Annotated in this window: 18 protein-coding genes and 3 pseudogenes; 9 read left to right on the top strand and 12 right to left on the bottom strand. The window is 58.6% G+C overall.

Annotation, left to right across the window (positions count from 1 at the left end; translation table 11 throughout):
- Window positions 1–75 precede the first annotated feature (75 nt).
- The 6 genes and pseudogenes from ACMXYH_RS12785 to ACMXYH_RS12760 form a co-directional block, all read right to left on the bottom strand.
- Window positions 76–801, bottom strand: a complete 726-nt coding sequence (locus ACMXYH_RS12785; RefSeq protein ID WP_405046658.1) for a methyl-accepting chemotaxis protein — start codon at window positions 799–801, stop codon at window positions 76–78.
- A 132-nt stretch (window positions 802–933) separates the two neighbouring features.
- Window positions 934–1689: pseudogene (locus tag ACMXYH_RS12780) on the bottom strand (MCP four helix bundle domain-containing protein); the annotation flags it as partial.
- A 163-nt stretch (window positions 1690–1852) separates the two neighbouring features.
- Complete coding sequence (locus tag ACMXYH_RS12775) at window positions 1853–2800, bottom strand: phosphatidate cytidylyltransferase (RefSeq protein WP_134418514.1); 948 nt, start codon at window positions 2798–2800, stop codon at window positions 1853–1855.
- Complete coding sequence (locus tag ACMXYH_RS12770) at window positions 2797–3396, bottom strand: lysophospholipid acyltransferase family protein (protein ID WP_129436649.1); 600 nt, start codon at window positions 3394–3396, stop codon at window positions 2797–2799. Before ACMXYH_RS12770 ends, ACMXYH_RS12775 begins: the two co-directional genes overlap by 4 nt.
- Window positions 3383–4015 carry a CDP-alcohol phosphatidyltransferase family protein gene (locus ACMXYH_RS12765; RefSeq protein WP_415767282.1) on the bottom strand — a complete coding sequence of 211 codons (633 nt, stop codon included), beginning with the start codon at window positions 4013–4015 and terminating at the stop codon, window positions 3383–3385. The genes ACMXYH_RS12770 and ACMXYH_RS12765 overlap by 14 nt, the downstream gene beginning before the upstream one ends.
- Window positions 4016–4127: 112 nt before the next feature.
- Complete coding sequence (locus tag ACMXYH_RS12760) at window positions 4128–4823, bottom strand: DUF72 domain-containing protein (protein ID WP_134418624.1); 696 nt, start codon at window positions 4821–4823, stop codon at window positions 4128–4130.
- Window positions 4824–5062: 239 nt separating this feature from the next.
- On the opposite strand from ACMXYH_RS12760, the gene ACMXYH_RS12755 reads away from it, so the two are divergent.
- From ACMXYH_RS12755 to msrA, 4 genes and pseudogenes are all read left to right on the top strand, one after another.
- The gene (locus ACMXYH_RS12755) at window positions 5063–5494 is read left to right on the top strand and encodes a nuclear transport factor 2 family protein (protein WP_415767281.1); all 432 of its coding nucleotides are present in this window, start codon (window positions 5063–5065) and stop codon (window positions 5492–5494) included.
- A gap of 107 nt (window positions 5495–5601) precedes the next feature.
- Window positions 5602–5784 (top strand): annotated as a pseudogene (locus tag ACMXYH_RS12750) (hypothetical protein); the annotation flags it as partial.
- Window positions 5785–5795: 11 nt separating this feature from the next.
- Window positions 5796–6197: a GFA family protein gene (locus ACMXYH_RS12745; RefSeq protein WP_129445029.1), complete on the top strand. Its 402-nt coding sequence runs from the start codon at window positions 5796–5798 to the stop codon at window positions 6195–6197.
- 79 nt (window positions 6198–6276) lie between these two features.
- On the top strand, window positions 6277–6783 hold the full coding sequence (gene msrA / locus ACMXYH_RS12740) for a peptide-methionine (S)-S-oxide reductase MsrA (RefSeq protein ID WP_415767280.1): 507 nt from the start codon (window positions 6277–6279) through the stop codon (window positions 6781–6783).
- A 126-nt stretch (window positions 6784–6909) separates the two neighbouring features.
- Here the strand turns inward: msrA and ACMXYH_RS12735 are convergent, their stop codons facing one another.
- The 5 genes from ACMXYH_RS12735 to ACMXYH_RS12715 all read right to left on the bottom strand — a co-directional run bounded on the left by ACMXYH_RS12735 (window position 6910) and on the right by ACMXYH_RS12715 (window position 12597).
- The gene (locus ACMXYH_RS12735; RefSeq protein WP_056743448.1) at window positions 6910–8418 is read right to left on the bottom strand and encodes a tripartite tricarboxylate transporter permease; all 1509 of its coding nucleotides are present in this window, start codon (window positions 8416–8418) and stop codon (window positions 6910–6912) included.
- A gap of 24 nt (window positions 8419–8442) precedes the next feature.
- Window positions 8443–8937, bottom strand: a complete 495-nt coding sequence (locus ACMXYH_RS12730) for a tripartite tricarboxylate transporter TctB family protein (RefSeq protein WP_415767279.1) — start codon at window positions 8935–8937, stop codon at window positions 8443–8445.
- A complete protein-coding gene (locus ACMXYH_RS12725; RefSeq protein ID WP_129436654.1) occupies window positions 8934–9905 on the bottom strand; it encodes a tripartite tricarboxylate transporter substrate binding protein in 972 nt (323 codons plus the stop codon). Before ACMXYH_RS12725 ends, ACMXYH_RS12730 begins: the two co-directional genes overlap by 4 nt.
- A gap of 250 nt (window positions 9906–10155) precedes the next feature.
- Window positions 10156–11244, bottom strand: a complete 1089-nt coding sequence (locus tag ACMXYH_RS12720; protein ID WP_415767278.1) for a polyamine ABC transporter substrate-binding protein — start codon at window positions 11242–11244, stop codon at window positions 10156–10158.
- 51 nt (window positions 11245–11295) lie between these two features.
- Entirely contained in the window at window positions 11296–12597 is a 1302-nt protein-coding gene (locus ACMXYH_RS12715) for an NAD(P)/FAD-dependent oxidoreductase (RefSeq protein ID WP_415767277.1), read from the bottom strand.
- 149 nt (window positions 12598–12746) lie between these two features.
- Here ACMXYH_RS12715 and ACMXYH_RS12710 point away from each other — a divergent pair, with 149 nt between their 5' ends.
- Complete coding sequence (locus ACMXYH_RS12710; protein WP_415767276.1) at window positions 12747–13682, top strand: LysR substrate-binding domain-containing protein; 936 nt, start codon at window positions 12747–12749, stop codon at window positions 13680–13682.
- Between the two features lie 85 nt (window positions 13683–13767).
- On the opposite strand, the gene ACMXYH_RS12705 is transcribed toward ACMXYH_RS12710, so the two are convergent.
- Entirely contained in the window at window positions 13768–13989 is a 222-nt protein-coding gene (locus ACMXYH_RS12705; RefSeq protein WP_129436658.1) for a hypothetical protein, read from the bottom strand.
- 217 nt (window positions 13990–14206) lie between these two features.
- Between ACMXYH_RS12705 and ACMXYH_RS12700 the strand changes: the two genes are divergently transcribed.
- From ACMXYH_RS12700 to ACMXYH_RS12685, 4 genes and pseudogenes are all read left to right on the top strand, one after another.
- On the top strand, window positions 14207–14977 hold the full coding sequence (locus tag ACMXYH_RS12700) for an alpha/beta hydrolase (RefSeq protein ID WP_415767275.1): 771 nt from the start codon (window positions 14207–14209) through the stop codon (window positions 14975–14977).
- A gap of 129 nt (window positions 14978–15106) precedes the next feature.
- Window positions 15107–15364 (top strand): DUF2790 domain-containing protein, encoded by a 258-nt coding sequence (locus ACMXYH_RS12695; RefSeq protein ID WP_415767274.1) that lies wholly within the window; start codon window positions 15107–15109, stop codon window positions 15362–15364.
- Window positions 15365–15517: 153 nt separating this feature from the next.
- A pseudogene (locus ACMXYH_RS12690) lies at window positions 15518–16143 on the top strand (heavy metal response regulator transcription factor).
- The gene (locus ACMXYH_RS12685) at window positions 16140–17546 is read left to right on the top strand and encodes a heavy metal sensor histidine kinase (RefSeq protein WP_415767273.1); all 1407 of its coding nucleotides are present in this window, start codon (window positions 16140–16142) and stop codon (window positions 17544–17546) included. The pseudogene ACMXYH_RS12690 and the gene ACMXYH_RS12685 overlap by 4 nt, the downstream one beginning before the upstream one ends.
- Window positions 17547–17562 lie beyond the last annotated feature (16 nt).

Raw genomic sequence — 17562 nt, 5'->3', positions numbered from 1 at the left:
ACATCGATCGCGTACGTCTCGGATGTACGCGAATCCCGTAGGAGCTGCCGAAGGCTGCGATCTTTTAGCCCCGCATCAAAGCCGAAACCGATCCACCGACTGCGACAGCTTGCCCGCCAGGGTGGACAACTCATCGGTGGTCGAGGCGGTCCGGCCGATGATCTTGCTGTTGCCTTCGGACATGCCGGCAATCATTTCGACCTGATGGGCGATTTCGTTGCTGGCCAGGCTCTGCTCACCGATGGTGCGGGTGATGTCGTTGACCAGTTGCGTGGTGTTCAGCGTGGCGTCGAGGATTTCGCGGATGGCGCGCTCGACGTCGGCGGTCACGGCCATGCCTTTGTCGACCTGCGCCACACCCGCCTCCATGCTGGTCACTGCCTCGCGGGTGCTTTGCTGGATGCGTGACACCATCGTGGCAATTTCCTGGGTGGAGGCGCTGGTGCGTCCCGCCAGGCTTCGCACTTCGTCGGCCACCACGGCAAACCCACGCCCTTGCTCACCGGCACGAGCGGCTTCGATCGCGGCGTTAAGCGCCAGCAGGTTGGTTTGATCGGCGATGCCCTTGATCACCTGAATGATGCTGAAAATCCCTTCGGACTCCTTGTCCAGCGTGCGGATCACCTGGGCCGATTGCTGCGCCGAACGCGCAATACCGTCCATGTCGTTGACCACCTGATGGATCACACGACCGCCATCCTTGGCCAGTGCCTCGGCCTGATTGGCCATGTTCAATGCGCGCTCGGCATGCCGGGTGATTTCCTCGATGCTCGCGGTCATTTCGCTGGCAGCCGCCGCCATGGTGCTGGCGGCTACGCTTTGTTGCTGGCTGCTACCGGCCACTTCGTGGCAGCCACTGCTCAATTGCTCACTCATGCCGCTCACGCCGTGGGCGTTGCTGCGCACGACTTCGATCATGGCGCGCAGGTCGCGCTGCATGGTCGCGAGGCTGCGAATCAGCGCGCTCGCTTCGTCGTTGTGTGTGGGCTCGACAATCGGCTCGCTCAGGTTGCCATGGGCGATGCTGTCGGCGATGCGGCTGGCGGTTTGCAACGGCCCCATGATGCTCAGCATCACCCCGCGCCCCAAGGCCAGCAGCAATAACAGGCTGGCGATGAGGACGCCGCCGAGGGTGAAATTGGCGTTACTGATGACTTTCTGAGTGCCGACACTGGTCTGTTGGGTATTGGTTTCGATCAGTTCGCTGAGGGCGGCCATCTGATCTTCCAGCTGGCTGAATACGCTACTGAAACTGCCCAGTTGTTGTTGCGCGGCCTCCGGATTTTCCAGCGCCAGCGCGACGATGCGTTCGGCTGCGCTGATGTAGGTATCGAGGCTGGGCTTGATCTTGTTCAGGCCCGCTTTAAGGGTGTCGTTGACCGGCAGTTTGAGGTTTTCCCCGAGCATTTCACGAAAATGCGCCGCATGTTCCTCGGTGGAACTGCGCACCTCGGCTTTGCTGCTGGTGCTTTTACCCAACCCGACCAGCATCGCCGACAGCACGTCGGCGCGTAACGCGTCGTGCATCATGTCGGCTTCAAGGTGATTGCGCAGCACGGCCATACTGACCTCGTTGTCATTCACCGCCTCAGCCATCTGGGTGTTTCCCAGGTAACTGACCAGACTCATGATCAACGCGGTAATCAGCCCGGTGCCAATCAGCAGAATCAAACGTAATTTTATGGACACTCTGTGGATCCTCTCTCAGCACGTTTGTCAGTGGCGTAAAGCCAACTGCGGATTGGTTTGCTGAAAAGGTTATCGACTGGCACGAGTGGTTATTGAAGCGGATATCCATACGCGCATGTCTTTACGACATGCGGTATGTTTTTCGGTTTTGAGGGCGCCCGAATCAGGCAGCAGAGAAGAAGTATCGCGTCAGGTGAAAGAAGATTGGTGCTGCGAAGCAAATCGAGTCCATCCGGTCGAGCATGCCGCCGTGACCTTTGATCATGGTTCCCCAGTCCTTGGCGCTCAAACTGCGTTTGATCGCCGACATGACCAGACCACCGAGGAAGCCCATCACCACGATGACGAACGACATCATCAGCGATTGCCAGAAGCTGAAGGGAGTCATCCAGAACATGCAGCCGCCAATCAGCGTTGCAGACAAGCCGCCACCGACCAGTCCTTCCACCGTTTTTGACGGACTCACCAGCGGCGCGACCTTGTGTTTGCCGAAGAGCTTGCCGAACACGTACTGCAACACGTCACTCAACTGAACGACGAACACCAGATAGAACAGCAGCAGCGCGTTTTGGCCCGTGAATCCTTCCAGATCCAAAAGCAAAAGCGCGGGCGCATGGCTGATGCAATAAATGCAGATCATCACGCCCCACTGGATTTTTGCCGTCCTTTCCAGGAAGCCGTCAGTGTCCTGACTCAGCACCGCAATCGCCGGTAGCAGCAGGAATGAATACACCGGAATCAGCAGCGTGAACATCGAATACCAGTGAGTACCGATCAGAATGTATTGCAGCGGGATCAGGATGAAAAACGCCGAAAACAGGGCGTTATGGTCACCCCGTCTGGTCGGTGTCAGGGTGATGAACTCCCTGAGCGCGAACAGTGAGATGAATCCGAACAGGACGACCGTTGCATTGCCGCCAAGCAGGTAGGAAGCGAAGAAGATGATGACCATCCCCCACCAGGCATTCACGCGCTGATTGAGGTTTTCGATGGTCGAGACAGCGCCTTCCGTTTTGGCCCGCCGGGCCAGCAATCGACCGGCCAGCGAAGCAATCGCCAGCAAGCATGCCAATCCAAAAAAGAACCACAAAAACTTTGCTTCAAGACTCATTTCGACAGCCCCACAATGGCGTTACGCGCGCGTTCCAGAAACACCTGTTTATCCTCGCCAGCAATCCTTTCCATCGGATTGCCGATACGGATCGTGCAGATGATCGGCAGAGGGACGTGTTTGCCTTTGGGCATGGAGCGATGAAGGTTTTCCAGGTAGATCGGCACCAGGTCAACATCGGGGAAGGTCTCGGCCAGCCGGAAAAGACCTGATTTGAATTCCCCGGGCAGTGCCTCGGATGAGCGAGTGCCTTCCGGAAAGAAGATGATCGAATGCCCCGCCTGCACCACATCGAAAATGGGCTCCAGCGCGTTTTTACCGGGTGCCGGTTTACGGTCAATCAGCACGGCATTCAGGCCTTTCTGGGAGATGTACGACAGAAACCGGTTCTTTCCCCAGTAATCGGCAGCGGCGATCGGCTTCACATTTAACCTGGCCTTGGGCGGCAGGGCTGCAATGATGGCCAAGGTGTCCATGTGACTGGTGTGATTGGCGAAATAGATTCGCTGACGCGTGAGATCCGGCGGGCTCTCCCACCTGGCCGTGACGCCAATCAGCAGTCGAAGAACAGAAATCAGCGCATTACTGATCCACATGGTCGGTCCCCTTCAGCTGCCTGGCGATCGCCAGCGTTCGTGTGACACAGGTTGCGACTGAGCCAATGGCGATGACAGCCAGCGCGATCAACAGCACGTAGCGAGTGCCATAAACGTTTGCTTCGATGGCATTCAGCAGCAGTCCTGCGGTCATCACGGCCATTCGATGCTGCTTGGCCATAGGGCCGATGAAGGTCTGCTTGAGACCGATCGAGCCGCCGAACACCCTGACATAAGCAGTAAGTGCAGCGGCCAGGGCAGCGAACCATCCGAGGTCGGATTGCCCAATGGCATACCCCAGCCCTACGATCAGCAGGCTGTCGGCAATCCGGTCCGGGAATTCGTTGTAGAGACTGCCGATGTCGGACTTCTTGCCGCCCTCTATCGCCACCATCCCATCGAAGAGGTTGCACAGCAGGCGCAACTGAATACCGATCGCGCAGCAGATCGATCCAATGACACCGCTATCGATATTGAGCGCCACGACGCCGGCAAACGCGAAGGCGATGCTGGCGACGGAGATCTGATTGGGGGAAATGTCTCTTTTCACCAGAATGTCGGTGATGCGCTTTGCCCAGCCCGCAGAGCGCGTCTTGATGGGCCTTCTGTTGTCATCCACTAGCCAATATCCCTATAAATGATGAGTTACTACATGTTGCATTGTAATGGCGAGTCGTGCCGACTACACCCGGCAATTGAAGACTTTGCTTCGGTTGTGGTCTTTGGGTTTTTCATGAGCGATCAGGAACCCCAGCAATACCGAACTCGTCGATGTGCGCCTGCAAAGCCAAGGCATTGCCCAGTGCAAAACCGCTGGCGGTGTTATCGAAGATGCACCAGGTGGGGATCCCCGCCTGCGCCGCTTTTTGCATTTGCTGCGCCAACGCCTGCAATCGATCCGGCTCATAGTCACTGTGATAAATGCGTGGCGAGCCATGCAGCCGCCAGTATTGAATGCCAGGCCAGCCACCCGGTGTCCCACCACCTGGCATCGGCGACGGATCAGCCGCGACTCGCCCGACTTTCTGCTCCACCAATAAAGCGTCTGCGTTCAGCCAGGTTTCATGCCGAGGCTCGAGTACCAAAGCCCCTGCATATCGCTGCCGCAAAGCCAGGAAGAACTGTGTGGCGGTGCCCTCGTCGTAAGACAGCGACGGCGGCAACTGAACCAGAAGACAACCCAACGAATCGCCAAGCGCCGTGCACTGGGAAAGAAACTCGTCCAGCAGCTGCTCGCAACCCTGCAATCGCTGCACATGAGTGATGAGTTTGGGCACCTTCACCGAAAACCGAAACGGCACCGGTACCGATTGCGCCCAGCGTAAATACGTTTGTGGGCGATGCGGTCGATAAAACGAGCTGTTGATTTCTACCGCTGTCAGCTGCGACGCATACCGCTGCAAATGCGTGCCGTGGGCAGGAAACATCGGCCAGTGCTCACGAGGCAGGTTCCAGCCCGCACAACCGATGTGAAACAACGAACCCAGCGTCGTCCCGGCCAAGAGTTTTCACCTTCATTTTTTGGAACAGCGTCCCGACCTTTAACTTCGAGACAGGCTCTCAACGCAAGTTCGTTTTTTCCTTGGTCGCATGCTAGGTTGTACGACGACCGACGAGTGACGTTTTCACTCCCGCTCCGACGACCCACAACAACAAGGAAACACCCATGAAAAAAGTGAAACTGCTGATTGGATTCTTGTGCCTCTTCAGTGGCTATGTAGCAGCCGCCCCCGCTTCCGCGGACAAGGATGTTGCGCAAGCCGTCGATCATCTGACGCAAGCCATGTTGCACAAGAACATTGCCGAACTGAAAGCGCTGACCGCCGAGAACCTGACCTACGGGCATTCCAGCGGGAAGATCCAGGACAAGAAAGCATTCATCGACGATATCGAAACCGGCAAAAGCGCGTTCAAAACGTTAGAGATGCAGAACCAGACCATCACCATATCGGGTGACGTGGCGTTGGTGCGCCATCACTTCTCGGCACAAGCGCTCAAAGGCACCGAAGTGGTTCCGACCGAAATCGAGAACTTCCAGATTTGGCAAAAACAGAAAGGCCACTGGTTGCTGATCGGTCGACAAGCGTTCAAGTTCTGATTTTTGCGTAACCAAGGGGACACCTGTTAGCCAGGCTACGCGTGTCCCCTGCTCTCTTCTTTTGCCTGCAAGACGTACCGGGCAAGTTCTGATACCGCGCGAGGGCAAACCTGGCCTTGATCGGAGCGTTAGGCGGTGGTGAAGTCGATCACACGGAGTGCATGGTGCGCAGCGGCAATGTCTGTCGATTCAAACTGCGACCACTCGTAGAAAAGGCCAGTGAGCCTGATGTTTCACCCAACTCGCCAAACTCCACACCAGACCGCTACAGTGATGCGACCGACACCTGAGAAACATGAACATGGATGGACTCCACCAAGGAAGTTGCCTGTGCGGCGCTGTGAAATATCGAGTGGCCACCGAGCTGAAAGCGGTTACCCATTGCCATTGCAGCCAATGTCGCAAGGGCCACGGGGCAGCCTTCGCGACGTATGCGAGCGCACCCAGGTCGGCGATTACGATCATTGCGGATGTCGAGACGCTGAAAACCTATCACTCGTCCGAAGGTGTCGCCCGACAGTTCTGTGGCGATTGCGGCGCTTCGCTGTTCTGGTCTGATTCCAAAGGCGAGTTTTCGGATTGGATGTCCGTGGCGATAGGCACGCTGGATACGCCGTTCCTGAGTGAAAAACAGAAACACGTGTGCGTTGCATCGAAAGCGCCGTGGTATGAGATTGAGGATCGCTGGCCAAGAGTTGAGTGAGCTTTTTCGGCCAAAAGGCGAAACTACTTGAGGTACATTGATACCTGATCCCAAATTCACTGATGGGAGGGACCGTACTATGACGACGCGAACTGAAACTGCCATCCTGGCCGGTGGCTGCTTCTGGGGCATGCAGGATTTGCTGAGACGCTACCCCGGCGTGCTATCCACGCGGGTAGGCTACTCGGGCGGCGATGTGCCCAATGCGACTTACCGCAACCATGGCACGCACGCGGAAGCGATCGAGATCGTGTTCGATCCGGACCAGATCAGCTATCGCCAGATCCTCGAGTTTTTCTTTCAGATCCACGACCCGACGACGAAGAATCGTCAGGGCAACGATGTAGGTATGAGCTATCGCTCGGCACTCTTCTATCTCAACGATGAACAGAAGCAGGTGGCCGAGGACACCGTGGCCGACGCTGATGCATCTGGCTTGTGGCCCGACAAGGTCGTCACTGAAATCGTGCCCGCAGGCCCATTCTGGGAGGCAGAGCCGGAACATCAGGACTACCTCGAACACTATCCCAACGGTTACACCTGCCATTTCATTCGGCCAGACTGGAAACTGTCTAAACGAGGGTGATGGTGAGGCCAAAAACGGTCCCCCCGACGACTGTTGGCGAGACCGCTTCACGCCGAATACCCATCTGGTTTAACCAAAGCACCCCGTGCAGCCTGCCTTCCCGGCAGGCTGCTCTGGCCAATTCGCTCAATCGTCCTCATGCAACTTGATACCGCGGGCGTGAAGCAGGTGCGGAACCACCAGCACCAGCAGCGTCAGCGCGAGGAACGCGGCCGATATCGGTTGCGTGACAAACACCAGCCAGTCTCCCTCGCTGATGGACAAGGCGTTGCGCAGCTGCTTCTCAGCCATGGGCCCGAGCAGCATGCCGACGATCACCGGTGCGACGGGAAAATCGAAACGACGCATCAGCACCCCGCCCCAACCGATCGCCAACATCAGCAACAGATCAAAGGAAGAGTGACGCATGCCGTACACACCGATGGTGGCAAACACCAGAATGCCGGCGTTCAGGTACGGCCGGGGAATCTGCAGGAGTTTGACCCAGAGGCCCACCAGCGGGAGATTCAACACCAACAGGATCACGTTGCCGACATACAGCGAAGCCACCAGGGTCCAAACCAGTTCCCCTGAAGTCTGGAAGAGCATCGGCCCCGGCTGCAGGTTGTAGTTCTGGAACGCGGCCAACAGAATCGCCGCCGTGGCGGACGTCGGTATGCCGAGCGTCAGCAGAGGCACCAAAGAACCCGTCGCGCTCGCGTTGTTGGCCGCCTCGGGACCGGCAACCCCCTCGATCGCCCCCTCGCCCTTGCTGCCCGCAAACTCTTTCGGGTACTTGCTCAATTTACGTTCCGCCGAATAGGACAGGAACGTTGGAATTTCAGCGCCCCCTGCGGGAATCGACCCGAATGGAAAACCGATCAATGTGCCCCGTAGCCAGGCGGGGACCGAGCGTTTCCAGTCAGCGCGCGTCATCCACAACGAGGTCAAGCGGTGCCGACCGGACGCTTCTTCTTTTTGATACAGCAGGCTGTACAAGGCTTCACCTACGGCAAACAAACCGACCGCCACGAGCACGACTTCGATGCCATCAACCAACTCCGGCACCGCCAAGGTGTAGCGGGCAATGCCCGAGGTCGAGTCCAGGCCGATCAAGCCGATGGTCAGTCCAATCCCGAGCGAGGCAAAACCGCGCAGCATTGAAGCGCCGAGTACCGCAGACACCGTCGTGAAGGACAGCACCAGAATCGCGAAATACTCCGCAGGACCAAACTTGAGCGCCAGCGTGGCAACAACAGGGGCAAACAACGTCAGCAACACCGTCGCGATGGTGCCGGCAACAAATGAGCCTATCGCGGCCGTTGCCAGGGCCGGCCCTGCCCGGCCATTGCGCGCCATGAGATTACCTTCCAGGGCCGTGACCATGGAGGACGATTCTCCGGGCGTATTGAGCAGGATCGAGGTGGTCGAGCCGCCAAACTGCGCGCCGTAATAGATACCGGCGAACATGATCAAGGCGCCCGTCGGATCGACCTTGGCGGTGATTGGCAGCAGCAGCGCCACCGTCAACGCCGGCCCAATACCCGGCAATACACCAATGGCGGTGCCGAGCAAACAGCCGATAAAGCCCCACATCAAATTGATCGGTGTCAGCGCAGCGGAAAAACCAATGGCCAGGTTCGCGAGAGTTTCCACCTTGTTTACCTCCTTCGGCCCGGGTCAGATCCAGGCGTTGACAAGGGGCGGCAGGGAAACCCCTAGCCCGGCGTTGAACAGCCAGTAAATCGGCAGGGTCAAGGCAATGCCGATAGCGAGGTCCTTCACCGGCCGACGACTGCCAAACCCCCGCGCCGAACAGGCAAACAGCAGCCCGGCGGCCAATACGAAGCCGATGAGGTTAATCAGCACGGCCACCCCCACAAGTCCCGCCGTCACCCAGGCTGCGCCGGATTTGCCGCCGGGCAGCGCTTGGGCAGCTTCGTCGCTGTGGTCTGCCAGCTCGCGGAAACCACCGGTGACGGCCTGATAACACAGCAACAGACCGACGACGCCCAGGAACACCGCGACGGCGTACGGATAGACATGGGCCCCCAGGATGACGAACCCCATCTCGGGCGGAAACCGGGATGCGCCCACCGCCAACACGGCGCTGATGGCAATCACTCCGGCGCCGATCGCCAGTTGCACCGGCACGATTGCGCGAGACTGAGTCATTTCGAAACCAGCCCGACCTCGACCAGCATCGCACGCAGCCGCACATGCTCTTCGTCGACGAATTTGCCGAACTCATCGCCGGTCAGGACGTTGGGTGACCATTTGTTGGTGTCGATATTTTCTTTCCAGACTTTGCTGTTGGTGGCGGCCACGACGGCGTCGATCACTTCTTTGCGCTGCTCAGGCGTGAGGTTCGCGGCACCGTAAACACCCCGCCAATTGCCGATGGTCACGTCGTAGCCTTTCTCTTTTAGGGTCGGCGCATCGATACCTTCAATGCGTTCTGGCGCGCCGATGGCGAGTACACGGAACTGGCCGTTTCTGATGTATTGGCCAAGCTCGGCATAACCACCGGTGATCACCTTGATCTGCCCGCCCAATGCCTGAGCAACGACTTCACCCCCACCCGCGAAGGCGACGTAATTCACCTTGTTGACCGGAACACCCATTTTCGCGGCCAACTCGGCAATGCCGATGTGATCGATCGACCCCTTGGAGCCACCGCCCCAGGAAATACTGGTCGGCTTGTCTTTGAAGACTTTCAGCAAGTCCTCCAGGGTTTTGAATTCAGACTCCTTGCGGACGGCGATCACGTTGTATTCGGTAAACAGCCGGGCAATCGGCGTTACGTCCTTCAAGGTGATTTGCGGTTTGTTCTGTTCAATGGCAGTGACCATGATCGCGCCGACAACCAGCAGCGCGTTCGGATCGCCCTTGGTGCTGTTGGCGAACTGCGCCAGCCCCAACGTCCCCCCTGCTCCGCCCTTGTTCTCGAAGGTGGTGGATTTGGCCGTGTTGGCCTCGATCAAGGCTTTGCCCAGAACCCTGGCGGTCTGGTCATAGCCGCCACCCACAGAACCCGGGGCCATGAACTTGACGGTGTCCAGCGCAAAGGCCGGTGTCGCGAGCGCGGCAGCGGTCATTCCTACTGCCATGTAGCGGCTGAATCGACTAAACAAAGCGAACATGCGTTTTCTCCCGAGACTTTTTGTTTTTATGGGCACCCATTGAACGTCGATCAGGGAGCAAACCCTGATCAGTAAATATCCATCTCGGGATAAGCGTAGGCCATGGTTAGGGCGATGACATGCAACGAAGAATCTCTGGAGTAAGCCTAATGCCAATCAGTTAAGCAATTTCAGCTGCTACAGATTGCATTGCGGGTTAACTGACTGACGTTAGGTCTGCACTCCTGAGTGCGGGATCGTGCCGATGTTGTTATGTATTGGTTTTCAACTTGGTCCACAGACGAGTAGTCAACCGTGCGATGGCAGCGGGGAGTTCCTCGACGGTAAACAACTTGTCCAACACACGTGTCGGCGGGTAAATCGCCAGATCCTGCTTCACGGCCGGAACAACATACTGATCCGCCGCAAGGTTGGGGTTGGCGTAATGGATGCTGTTGCTGATGTTGGCAATGACTTGAGGTGTCAGCAGGTAGTTCATATAGGCGTAGCCATTCTTCTCGTGCGGCGCGCTCTTTGGCATGACCACCATGTCGAACCACAAGGTGGAACCTTCGTCAGGGATCGAATAGGCGATGTCGATGCCGTTGTTGGCTTCCTTGGCGCTGGCGGCCGCCTGCACGATGTCGCCATTGAAACCGATCACCGCGCAGACATTGCCGTTCGCCAGGTCGCTGATGTACTTGGAGGCGTGAAAATACTGGACGTAAGGTCTGATTTTGAGCAGCGCCTGCTCGGCTTTCTTGTAATCCGCCGGCTCGTGACTATGGGACGGCAGCCCCAGGTAATTCAGGGTTATCGGCAGGATCTGCGTAGGGTTATCGATAATCGCCACGCCGCACTGGCTCAACTTTTTGATGTTGTTTTCATCAAAAAACAGGTTCCAGGAATGAGTGACATCGGTGTTGCCGAAGATCGCCTTGATCTTCTCGACGTTGTAGCCAATACCCGCCGTGCCCCACATGTACGGATAACCGTACTGGTTGCCCGGATCATTGACCTCGAGTTTTTTCATCAACGCCGGATCAAGGTTTTTCCAGTTGGGCAGCTGGCTTTTATCGAGTTTCTGAACCGCCCCGGCTTTTATCAATCGGGACAGAAAATGGTTCGAAGGGCTCACCACGTCATAGCCGGTGTTGCCGGTCATCAGTTTGGATTCGAGCACTTCGTTGCTGTCGTGAATGTCGTACGTAGCCTTGATCCCCGTTTCCTTGGTGAACGTAGTCAAGGTGTCGTCGGCAATGTAGCCGTTCCAGTTTGAAATATTGACGACTTCGTCAGCGTAAGTGGCTGCCGACAACGTCGACAGCACGACCATCAGGGAAATGTTATTGACGCGCATGTTCAATCACCGTGTGTTTGATGAGTTTTTATTGTTTGATCGCCGGGTGTTCTAGATTTCCGTTTTGGCCCTGACCGCCTCCACGCGCATTCGAAGCATGGCACCGATATCGAGCAAGGGCCGCGGTGGCAGCCAGCCCGGCTGGGCTCTGCGCATCACTGATTCGAGGATGGGCGAGCTGTCACCCGATGCCAGTTCGGCGAGCAAGCGTCCCCAAAGGGTGCCGCGTGCGACGCCCGAACCATTGCAGCCGGCCACCGCAAACACACCTTCGTCGACCTTGGCAAAATACGGTTGCCCGGTGCGTGAAGCGCTCAAGTGTCCGGTCCAGGTGTATTGAATGTCCTGCTCGTTCAAGAACGGGAAGCGTCGTTGCAAGCCGAGCACATGGTGTTTGCGACGGTGCAGCAGCTCACTGTCGGATAAATCCCGAGAACGGTATTCCGCCGTGTTGCGGATCATCACGCGGCGGTCCGGGGTCAGTCGCACCGTAGCGCCCAGGGGTCGGGTGGACAGCACGCCCCAAGGCTCAACCGCGCCGATGGACTTGAACTCGGCGTCGCTGAGCGGCCGTGTCAGGCTGGCGCTGAGTTCCATCGGGAACGTCCCGCTGTCTTCTATCCCGGAGCGCGGGATGAACGCGTTCAGGCACACCAGGACTTGCCTGGCCTCGATGCTTCCATCGGTGCCATTGGCGCGAATACGCCCTTTACCCAAACGCTCCAGGCCGGTGATATCGGTGTTTTCAAACAGGGTCACCGTGTTCGGCAGCGTATCCAGCAGGCCCTTCACGTATTTCGCGGGTTGCAGCAGTGCGTTGCCATTGCCGCACCAGATCGCGGCCCGGTAATGCGCGGTGCCCAGTTGTTCGCTGAGCGGTTCACCTTCCAGAAAGTGCGCAGAGGCACCGACAGCGCTTAGCGTTGCCAGTTTGGCCGCGACATCGGTCAACTTGCCGGGATCGTTGACGGCGAAGAAGTAGCCCGATTCCCTGAATTCACATTCGATGCCCAGACGAGCGATGCGTCGGCGCACTTCGTCACTGGCGGCACGGGAAATCGAGGTATCGACTTCAAAACCGGCAAAACCCGGGTTGCCGATCAGCTCATCCTTGGCCGGATGTTCGTGACCCACCACGAAGCCCGAATTGCGCGCCGACGCGCCCTGCGCTGCCCGTTGTCTGTCGACAATCACGATCCGCGCCTGAGGGTGCATTTCAGCGAGTGTGTGAGCGGCGCACAGCCCGGTGATACCGGCACCGACAATCAGCCAGTCGGCTTTTTGCGTGCCTTTGAGAACATCGCGAGCGGGTGAACTCCCCGCCTGCGCAATCCAGCCACATACATTGGTCATGCATCACCTCATCTGCCTGTCGTTCTGCAAGCACCGCACATGACGTCATCGCATGAGTATTTCCGGCGGGCGCTGGCTAGAGCTAGAATCTATAAGGCCTGTAGTGATACAACCAACGTTATAAAATCATCGAGTCATTCAAAAAACGCATGGATAAAATTCACCACGTTCCTTCTCTCCAGGCCTTGCAGGCGCTGGTCGAGGTCGCAGGCTCGGGCAGCTTCACGCAAGCGGCGCAAAAGCTGTGCCTGACCCAAAGCGCAGTGAGCCGAAAAATCCAGCAGTTGGAGAGCCACTTCGACTTGCCGATGTTCGTACGGAATAGCCGCAGTGTTCGACTGACGCCGGAAGGCGAACAGGTGCTTGCGACCGCCCGAAGTATCCTGGCGCAACTGAAAACCCTTGAAGATCGGCTGACACCGCAAAAACGACCCTTCCGCATACGCATGCATGTGTCGCTGGCGGTTCGATGGTTGCTGCCTAAGTTGAGCGAGTTCTATCGAAGTCATCCGCAGGTTTCGCTGTCGATCGAAACCGTGGCCACGGAAGTGGTAGAGCCGGCCATCGACAGCGACGCCTACATCCTCTATCTGCCCGGGCCGTCCCGCGATCCTGACTGCCTGACCTTGTTCGAGGAGGCGCTGGTACCGGTGTGCGCCCCAGGCCTGGGTAGCACGACCCAGCCGTTGGAGTCGGTGGCCGATCTCGTGCGTTTCCCGCTGTTGCATCGCTCGGCGGACAAGCATGACTGGTTCCGGTGGCTGCAAGCCAATGGCGGTCAGTCACTCGAGGACTACCGCCACATCCCCTTCAACCTCGACGAGTTGGCGCTCGATGCGGCGGCGCGAGGGCTGGGGGTCGCCATGACTGACCTGACCCTGGCAGGCGAATCACTCGATCGAGGCGTGCTCGTCGTTCCGTTCGGCCACCCCTTGAAGACCCGCGGCATTTACGCCTTGAACCTGCAACCTTCCGCCGCCGCTCATCCAGCCTGCTCGCTGATCATGCAGTGGTTTGCCCAACAGGCCGAACAGCCATCGTCGGATCGCCGCCCGGAGACAAGCTCGCTCCCACATTGGATCTAGCCACAACGAAGATCCCTGTGGGAGCGAGCTTGCTCGCGATGGCGCCCGCTTAGACACCAAAAATCGCAAAAACAAAACTGGATGCCTATGTTCCGCGCCCCAACCCTTGTGTCGCATTGGCAAAAGCAGCGCTCGCCTCTTGAACCAGCTTGCGCCATTCAACGCTGTTGATGAGTCCGGTGCGCTCCATCTCATCGGCAGCCTTGAGCAGTTCGTCGTACTGTTCTTCACAATCCATCCGGATCTGGGGCTCTTTCAGGAGCTGATACCAGGCCGCCAGGGCATCGCTCTTTTGATCATCACTCATGCTCAAACTCCCAAAGACAGTCTTCATTTGGAAGTTTTCTCATGGGTGGCGTTCCTCGCTCCCGACATACGGCAGTCAGGCATAAAGCCAGTCGCGCCGTGCATTACAAACTTGTCATTGAGTTGTCAGCGTAGCCAGCACCCTCGCTTCATACAGTGGCGTCGTCAGTCACCCACCGCGGGTGACACACCTCACACTGATGACAAGGGTCGACACCATGAAAGCAATGAGCAAACTCTGCCTGATCGCCGCCAGCCTGTTGATGCTGGGCACCGGTTCCGCCATGGCCAGCAACATCGCGCCGGTCAAGGCCAACAACGTCGTGCTGGGCCACGGTTCCTGGACCGATGGTTCGAGCTGGTCGGATGTGATCACCCGGTTGCAGGCCGCCGGCTTGCACGTCACTGCGGTGCAAAACCCGTTGACCTCGGTCGCCGACGACGTTGCCGCCACGCAACGCGTGCTCGATCAGCAAGACGGTCCGACCGTGCTGGTCGGCCACTCCTACGCCGGCACCGTGGTCAGTGAGGCCGGGGTCAATCCGAAAGTCAGTTCGCTGGTTTACGTTGCAGCCCGAGCACCGGACGCAGGCGAGGACTTCGTCGCGCTGTCGGCCAAGTACCCGACCATGCCCGTGCGCGCCGGCACCGAGGAACACGATGGTTTCATCAGCTTGAAGCAAGACGCCTTCCTCAAGTACTTCGCCAGTGACGTGCCCCACGACAAGGCGATGGAACTGTTTGCCGTCCAGCAACCGATCGCCAAAACCCTGTTCACCGACCGCACCACCGCTGCCGTCTGGCACACAAAACCGTCCTGGTACGCGGTCTCCAGCCTCGATCAAACCATCAACGCGGACCTGGAACGCTTCCTTGCCAAGCGCATGAACGCGACCACCATCGAGCTGCCGTCGAGCCATCTGTTTTTGGTCTCCCACTCCAAAGAAATCGCTGACCCGATCCTCGAAGCCGCTGGTCGCCAACCGTAACTTCGGCGCCGTTTCATTACAAAATTGTCATTCAACTGTGGGTCGGCTGTGCGGATCGCCTGGTTAACCTGAATCCACTGCCAGGCAACCCGTCGGTAGCCAATCCGCCTCTGAATAGAAGGAATCATCATGAAAATGTTAATCCTCGGTTTTGCTGCTCTCCTCGCCACCGGTTCGGCGTTTGCCGACACCCAGACCGCCGAACCTGTCGTCCACGACAAGACCGGTTTCTTCGTCAACCTGGATATCGCCAAAGACCTGTCCAGCAACATCATCTCGGAAGAATGCGGCATCGTCCCCGCGCAGCTGATTTACCTCGACCATCAGGGTCGCAAGCACGTGCTGGATTACCAGATCCAGGGCATGGGTTGCATTGGTGATAACTGATCAGACGCCTGTACTCACAGAGGATCGGGCTACACTGGCGCCACTGGCTGACCTCTGTAGCCCGCCGCCGCGACATGTATGTTGCCGACACCGAACCAGGCAGATCCCATGAACATCCTCGTAGTCGAAGACTAACCCAAAGCAGGCAATTACCTGCTCAACGGCCTGCAGGAACTCGGCTACTCCGTCAGCCTGGCCCACGATGGGGTCGATGGCTTGCACCTGGCCCTGGAGCACGATTTCGACGTCATTGTGCTGGACGTCATGATGCCGAAAATGGATGGCTGGGAAGTCCTGCGCCGCTTGCGCAAGGAAACCGACACCCCGGTGCTGTTTCTCACGGCCCGCGATGACATCGCCGACCGCATCAAGGGCCTGGAACTGGGTGCCGACGATTACCTGATCAAACCGTTTTCCTTCGCCGAACTGGTGGCGCGCCTGCGCACCCTGACCCGGCGCGGTCCCACCCGGGAAGAAGAACAGTGCAAGTCGCCGACCTGCAAATCGACGTGCTCAAACGCCGCATCACCCGTGCCGGCGTGCGAATCACACTGACCAACAAGGAGTTCGCCCTGCTGCACCTGTTCGCCACGCACCAGGGCCAGGTTCTGTCGCGCTCGATGATCGCTTCGCGAGTCTGGGACATGAATTTCGACAGCGACACCAACGTCGTGGATGTCGCGGTGCGGCGCCTGCGGTTGAAAATCGACGACCCGTTCCAACTCAAATTGATTCACAGCGTGCGCGGTATCGGCTATCGCTTCGATACGCAACCATGACCTCCCGCCTTCGCCACTCATTAACGCTGCGCCTGGCACTGGTGTTTGCCTTGCTCGCCTTTGTCTCGCTGACTCTGCTGGGTGTGGCGTTGTACCGGGATCTGGAGCGCGAGCTGATCCGTCGCGACGACGCCGCGCTGGTGAATCGCATTGATCAACAGCGCACCTTCCTCAACGACAGCAACACGCTGGACCTGATCAAGACCAAACCGGCGCTGTTCCAGAACATGCTCGGCAACCGCGAGGCGCTGCTGACCATCGGCGCCCCCGGACAAAATCGCTTGCTGGTGGTCAACCCCGGAAACCTCGCCGTGCCGTCGCTGGCACCGGTGGCCATGGACCATCCGTTGGCGCTGGCCGACGTGCAGCATTACCCGAGTGTGGGCGGCGTGCCCTTCGCGGCGCTGGCGGCGACCATCGACTCCGGCGACCTGGGCAGCCTGCAAGTGGTCACCGGGCGCCTGATGACCGAGCGCACCGCCGTGCTCGCCCGCTACCGCCTCAACGTGTACCTCTTCGCCAGCGTGGCGGCGATTCTACTGGCCCTGTCCGGCTATCTGCTGGTGCATCGCGGGCTCTTGCCCGTGCGACGCCTGGCCCGACATGCCCAAGGCATCGGCGTCGGCAACCTCACCGAGCGCCTCGACAGCCAGGGCGCACCGCGGGAACTGCTGCCGATGATCGAGGCGTTCAACGCAATGCTCGACCGTCTAGGCAAGGGCTTCGTGCAACTGGGTCAGGTGTCGACCGACATGGCCCACGAACTGCGCACGCCGATCAACAACCTGCTCGGCGAAACCCAGGTTGCCCTGCAGCAAAACCGCAGCATTGAGGCCTATCAGCAACTGCTCGCCTCCAATGTCGAAGAGCTGGAGCGTCTCGCGCGAATGCTCGACAACATGCTGTTTCTGGCCCGTACCGACCCGGCCAGCGCTTTGCGCCAACGGCAGGAACTGGATGCGGCCGAAGAAATGGAACGCATGGCCGACTATTTCGAAGGGCTGGCGGCGGATGTGGGGATCAGCATTGATGCCCAGGGCAGCGGAGTAATCTGGGCTGAACCGATGCTGCTGCGTCGCGCCCTGGCCAACCTCTGTGCCAACGCGATCAAATACGGCGCGCCTGACTCCGAGCTGTTCATCCGCGCCACACCCGCCGCTGACGGCATCCGCCTGCAAGTGCGCAACCACGGCCCGACCATCCCCGCCGAACACTTGCCCAGACTGTTCGAGCGCTTCTACCGCGTCGACGAATCCCGCGAAAGCTCGGCGCACTCCAACGGCCTGGGCCTGTCGATCGTGGCGACGATCATGCAGCTGCACAATGGGGCTTACAGCGTTAGCAGTGCTGACGGCATCACCTGCTTCGAGCTGTTTTTTCCGGCGCGGCAATTGGATGAGTAAGGTCGAATCAGGGTGG

It is taken from the genome of Pseudomonas frigoris (genome assembly GCF_047758635.1).
Lineage (GTDB): Bacteria > Pseudomonadota > Gammaproteobacteria > Pseudomonadales > Pseudomonadaceae > Aquipseudomonas > Aquipseudomonas frigoris.
This window is presented reverse-complemented; position numbering and strand designations above follow the sequence as displayed.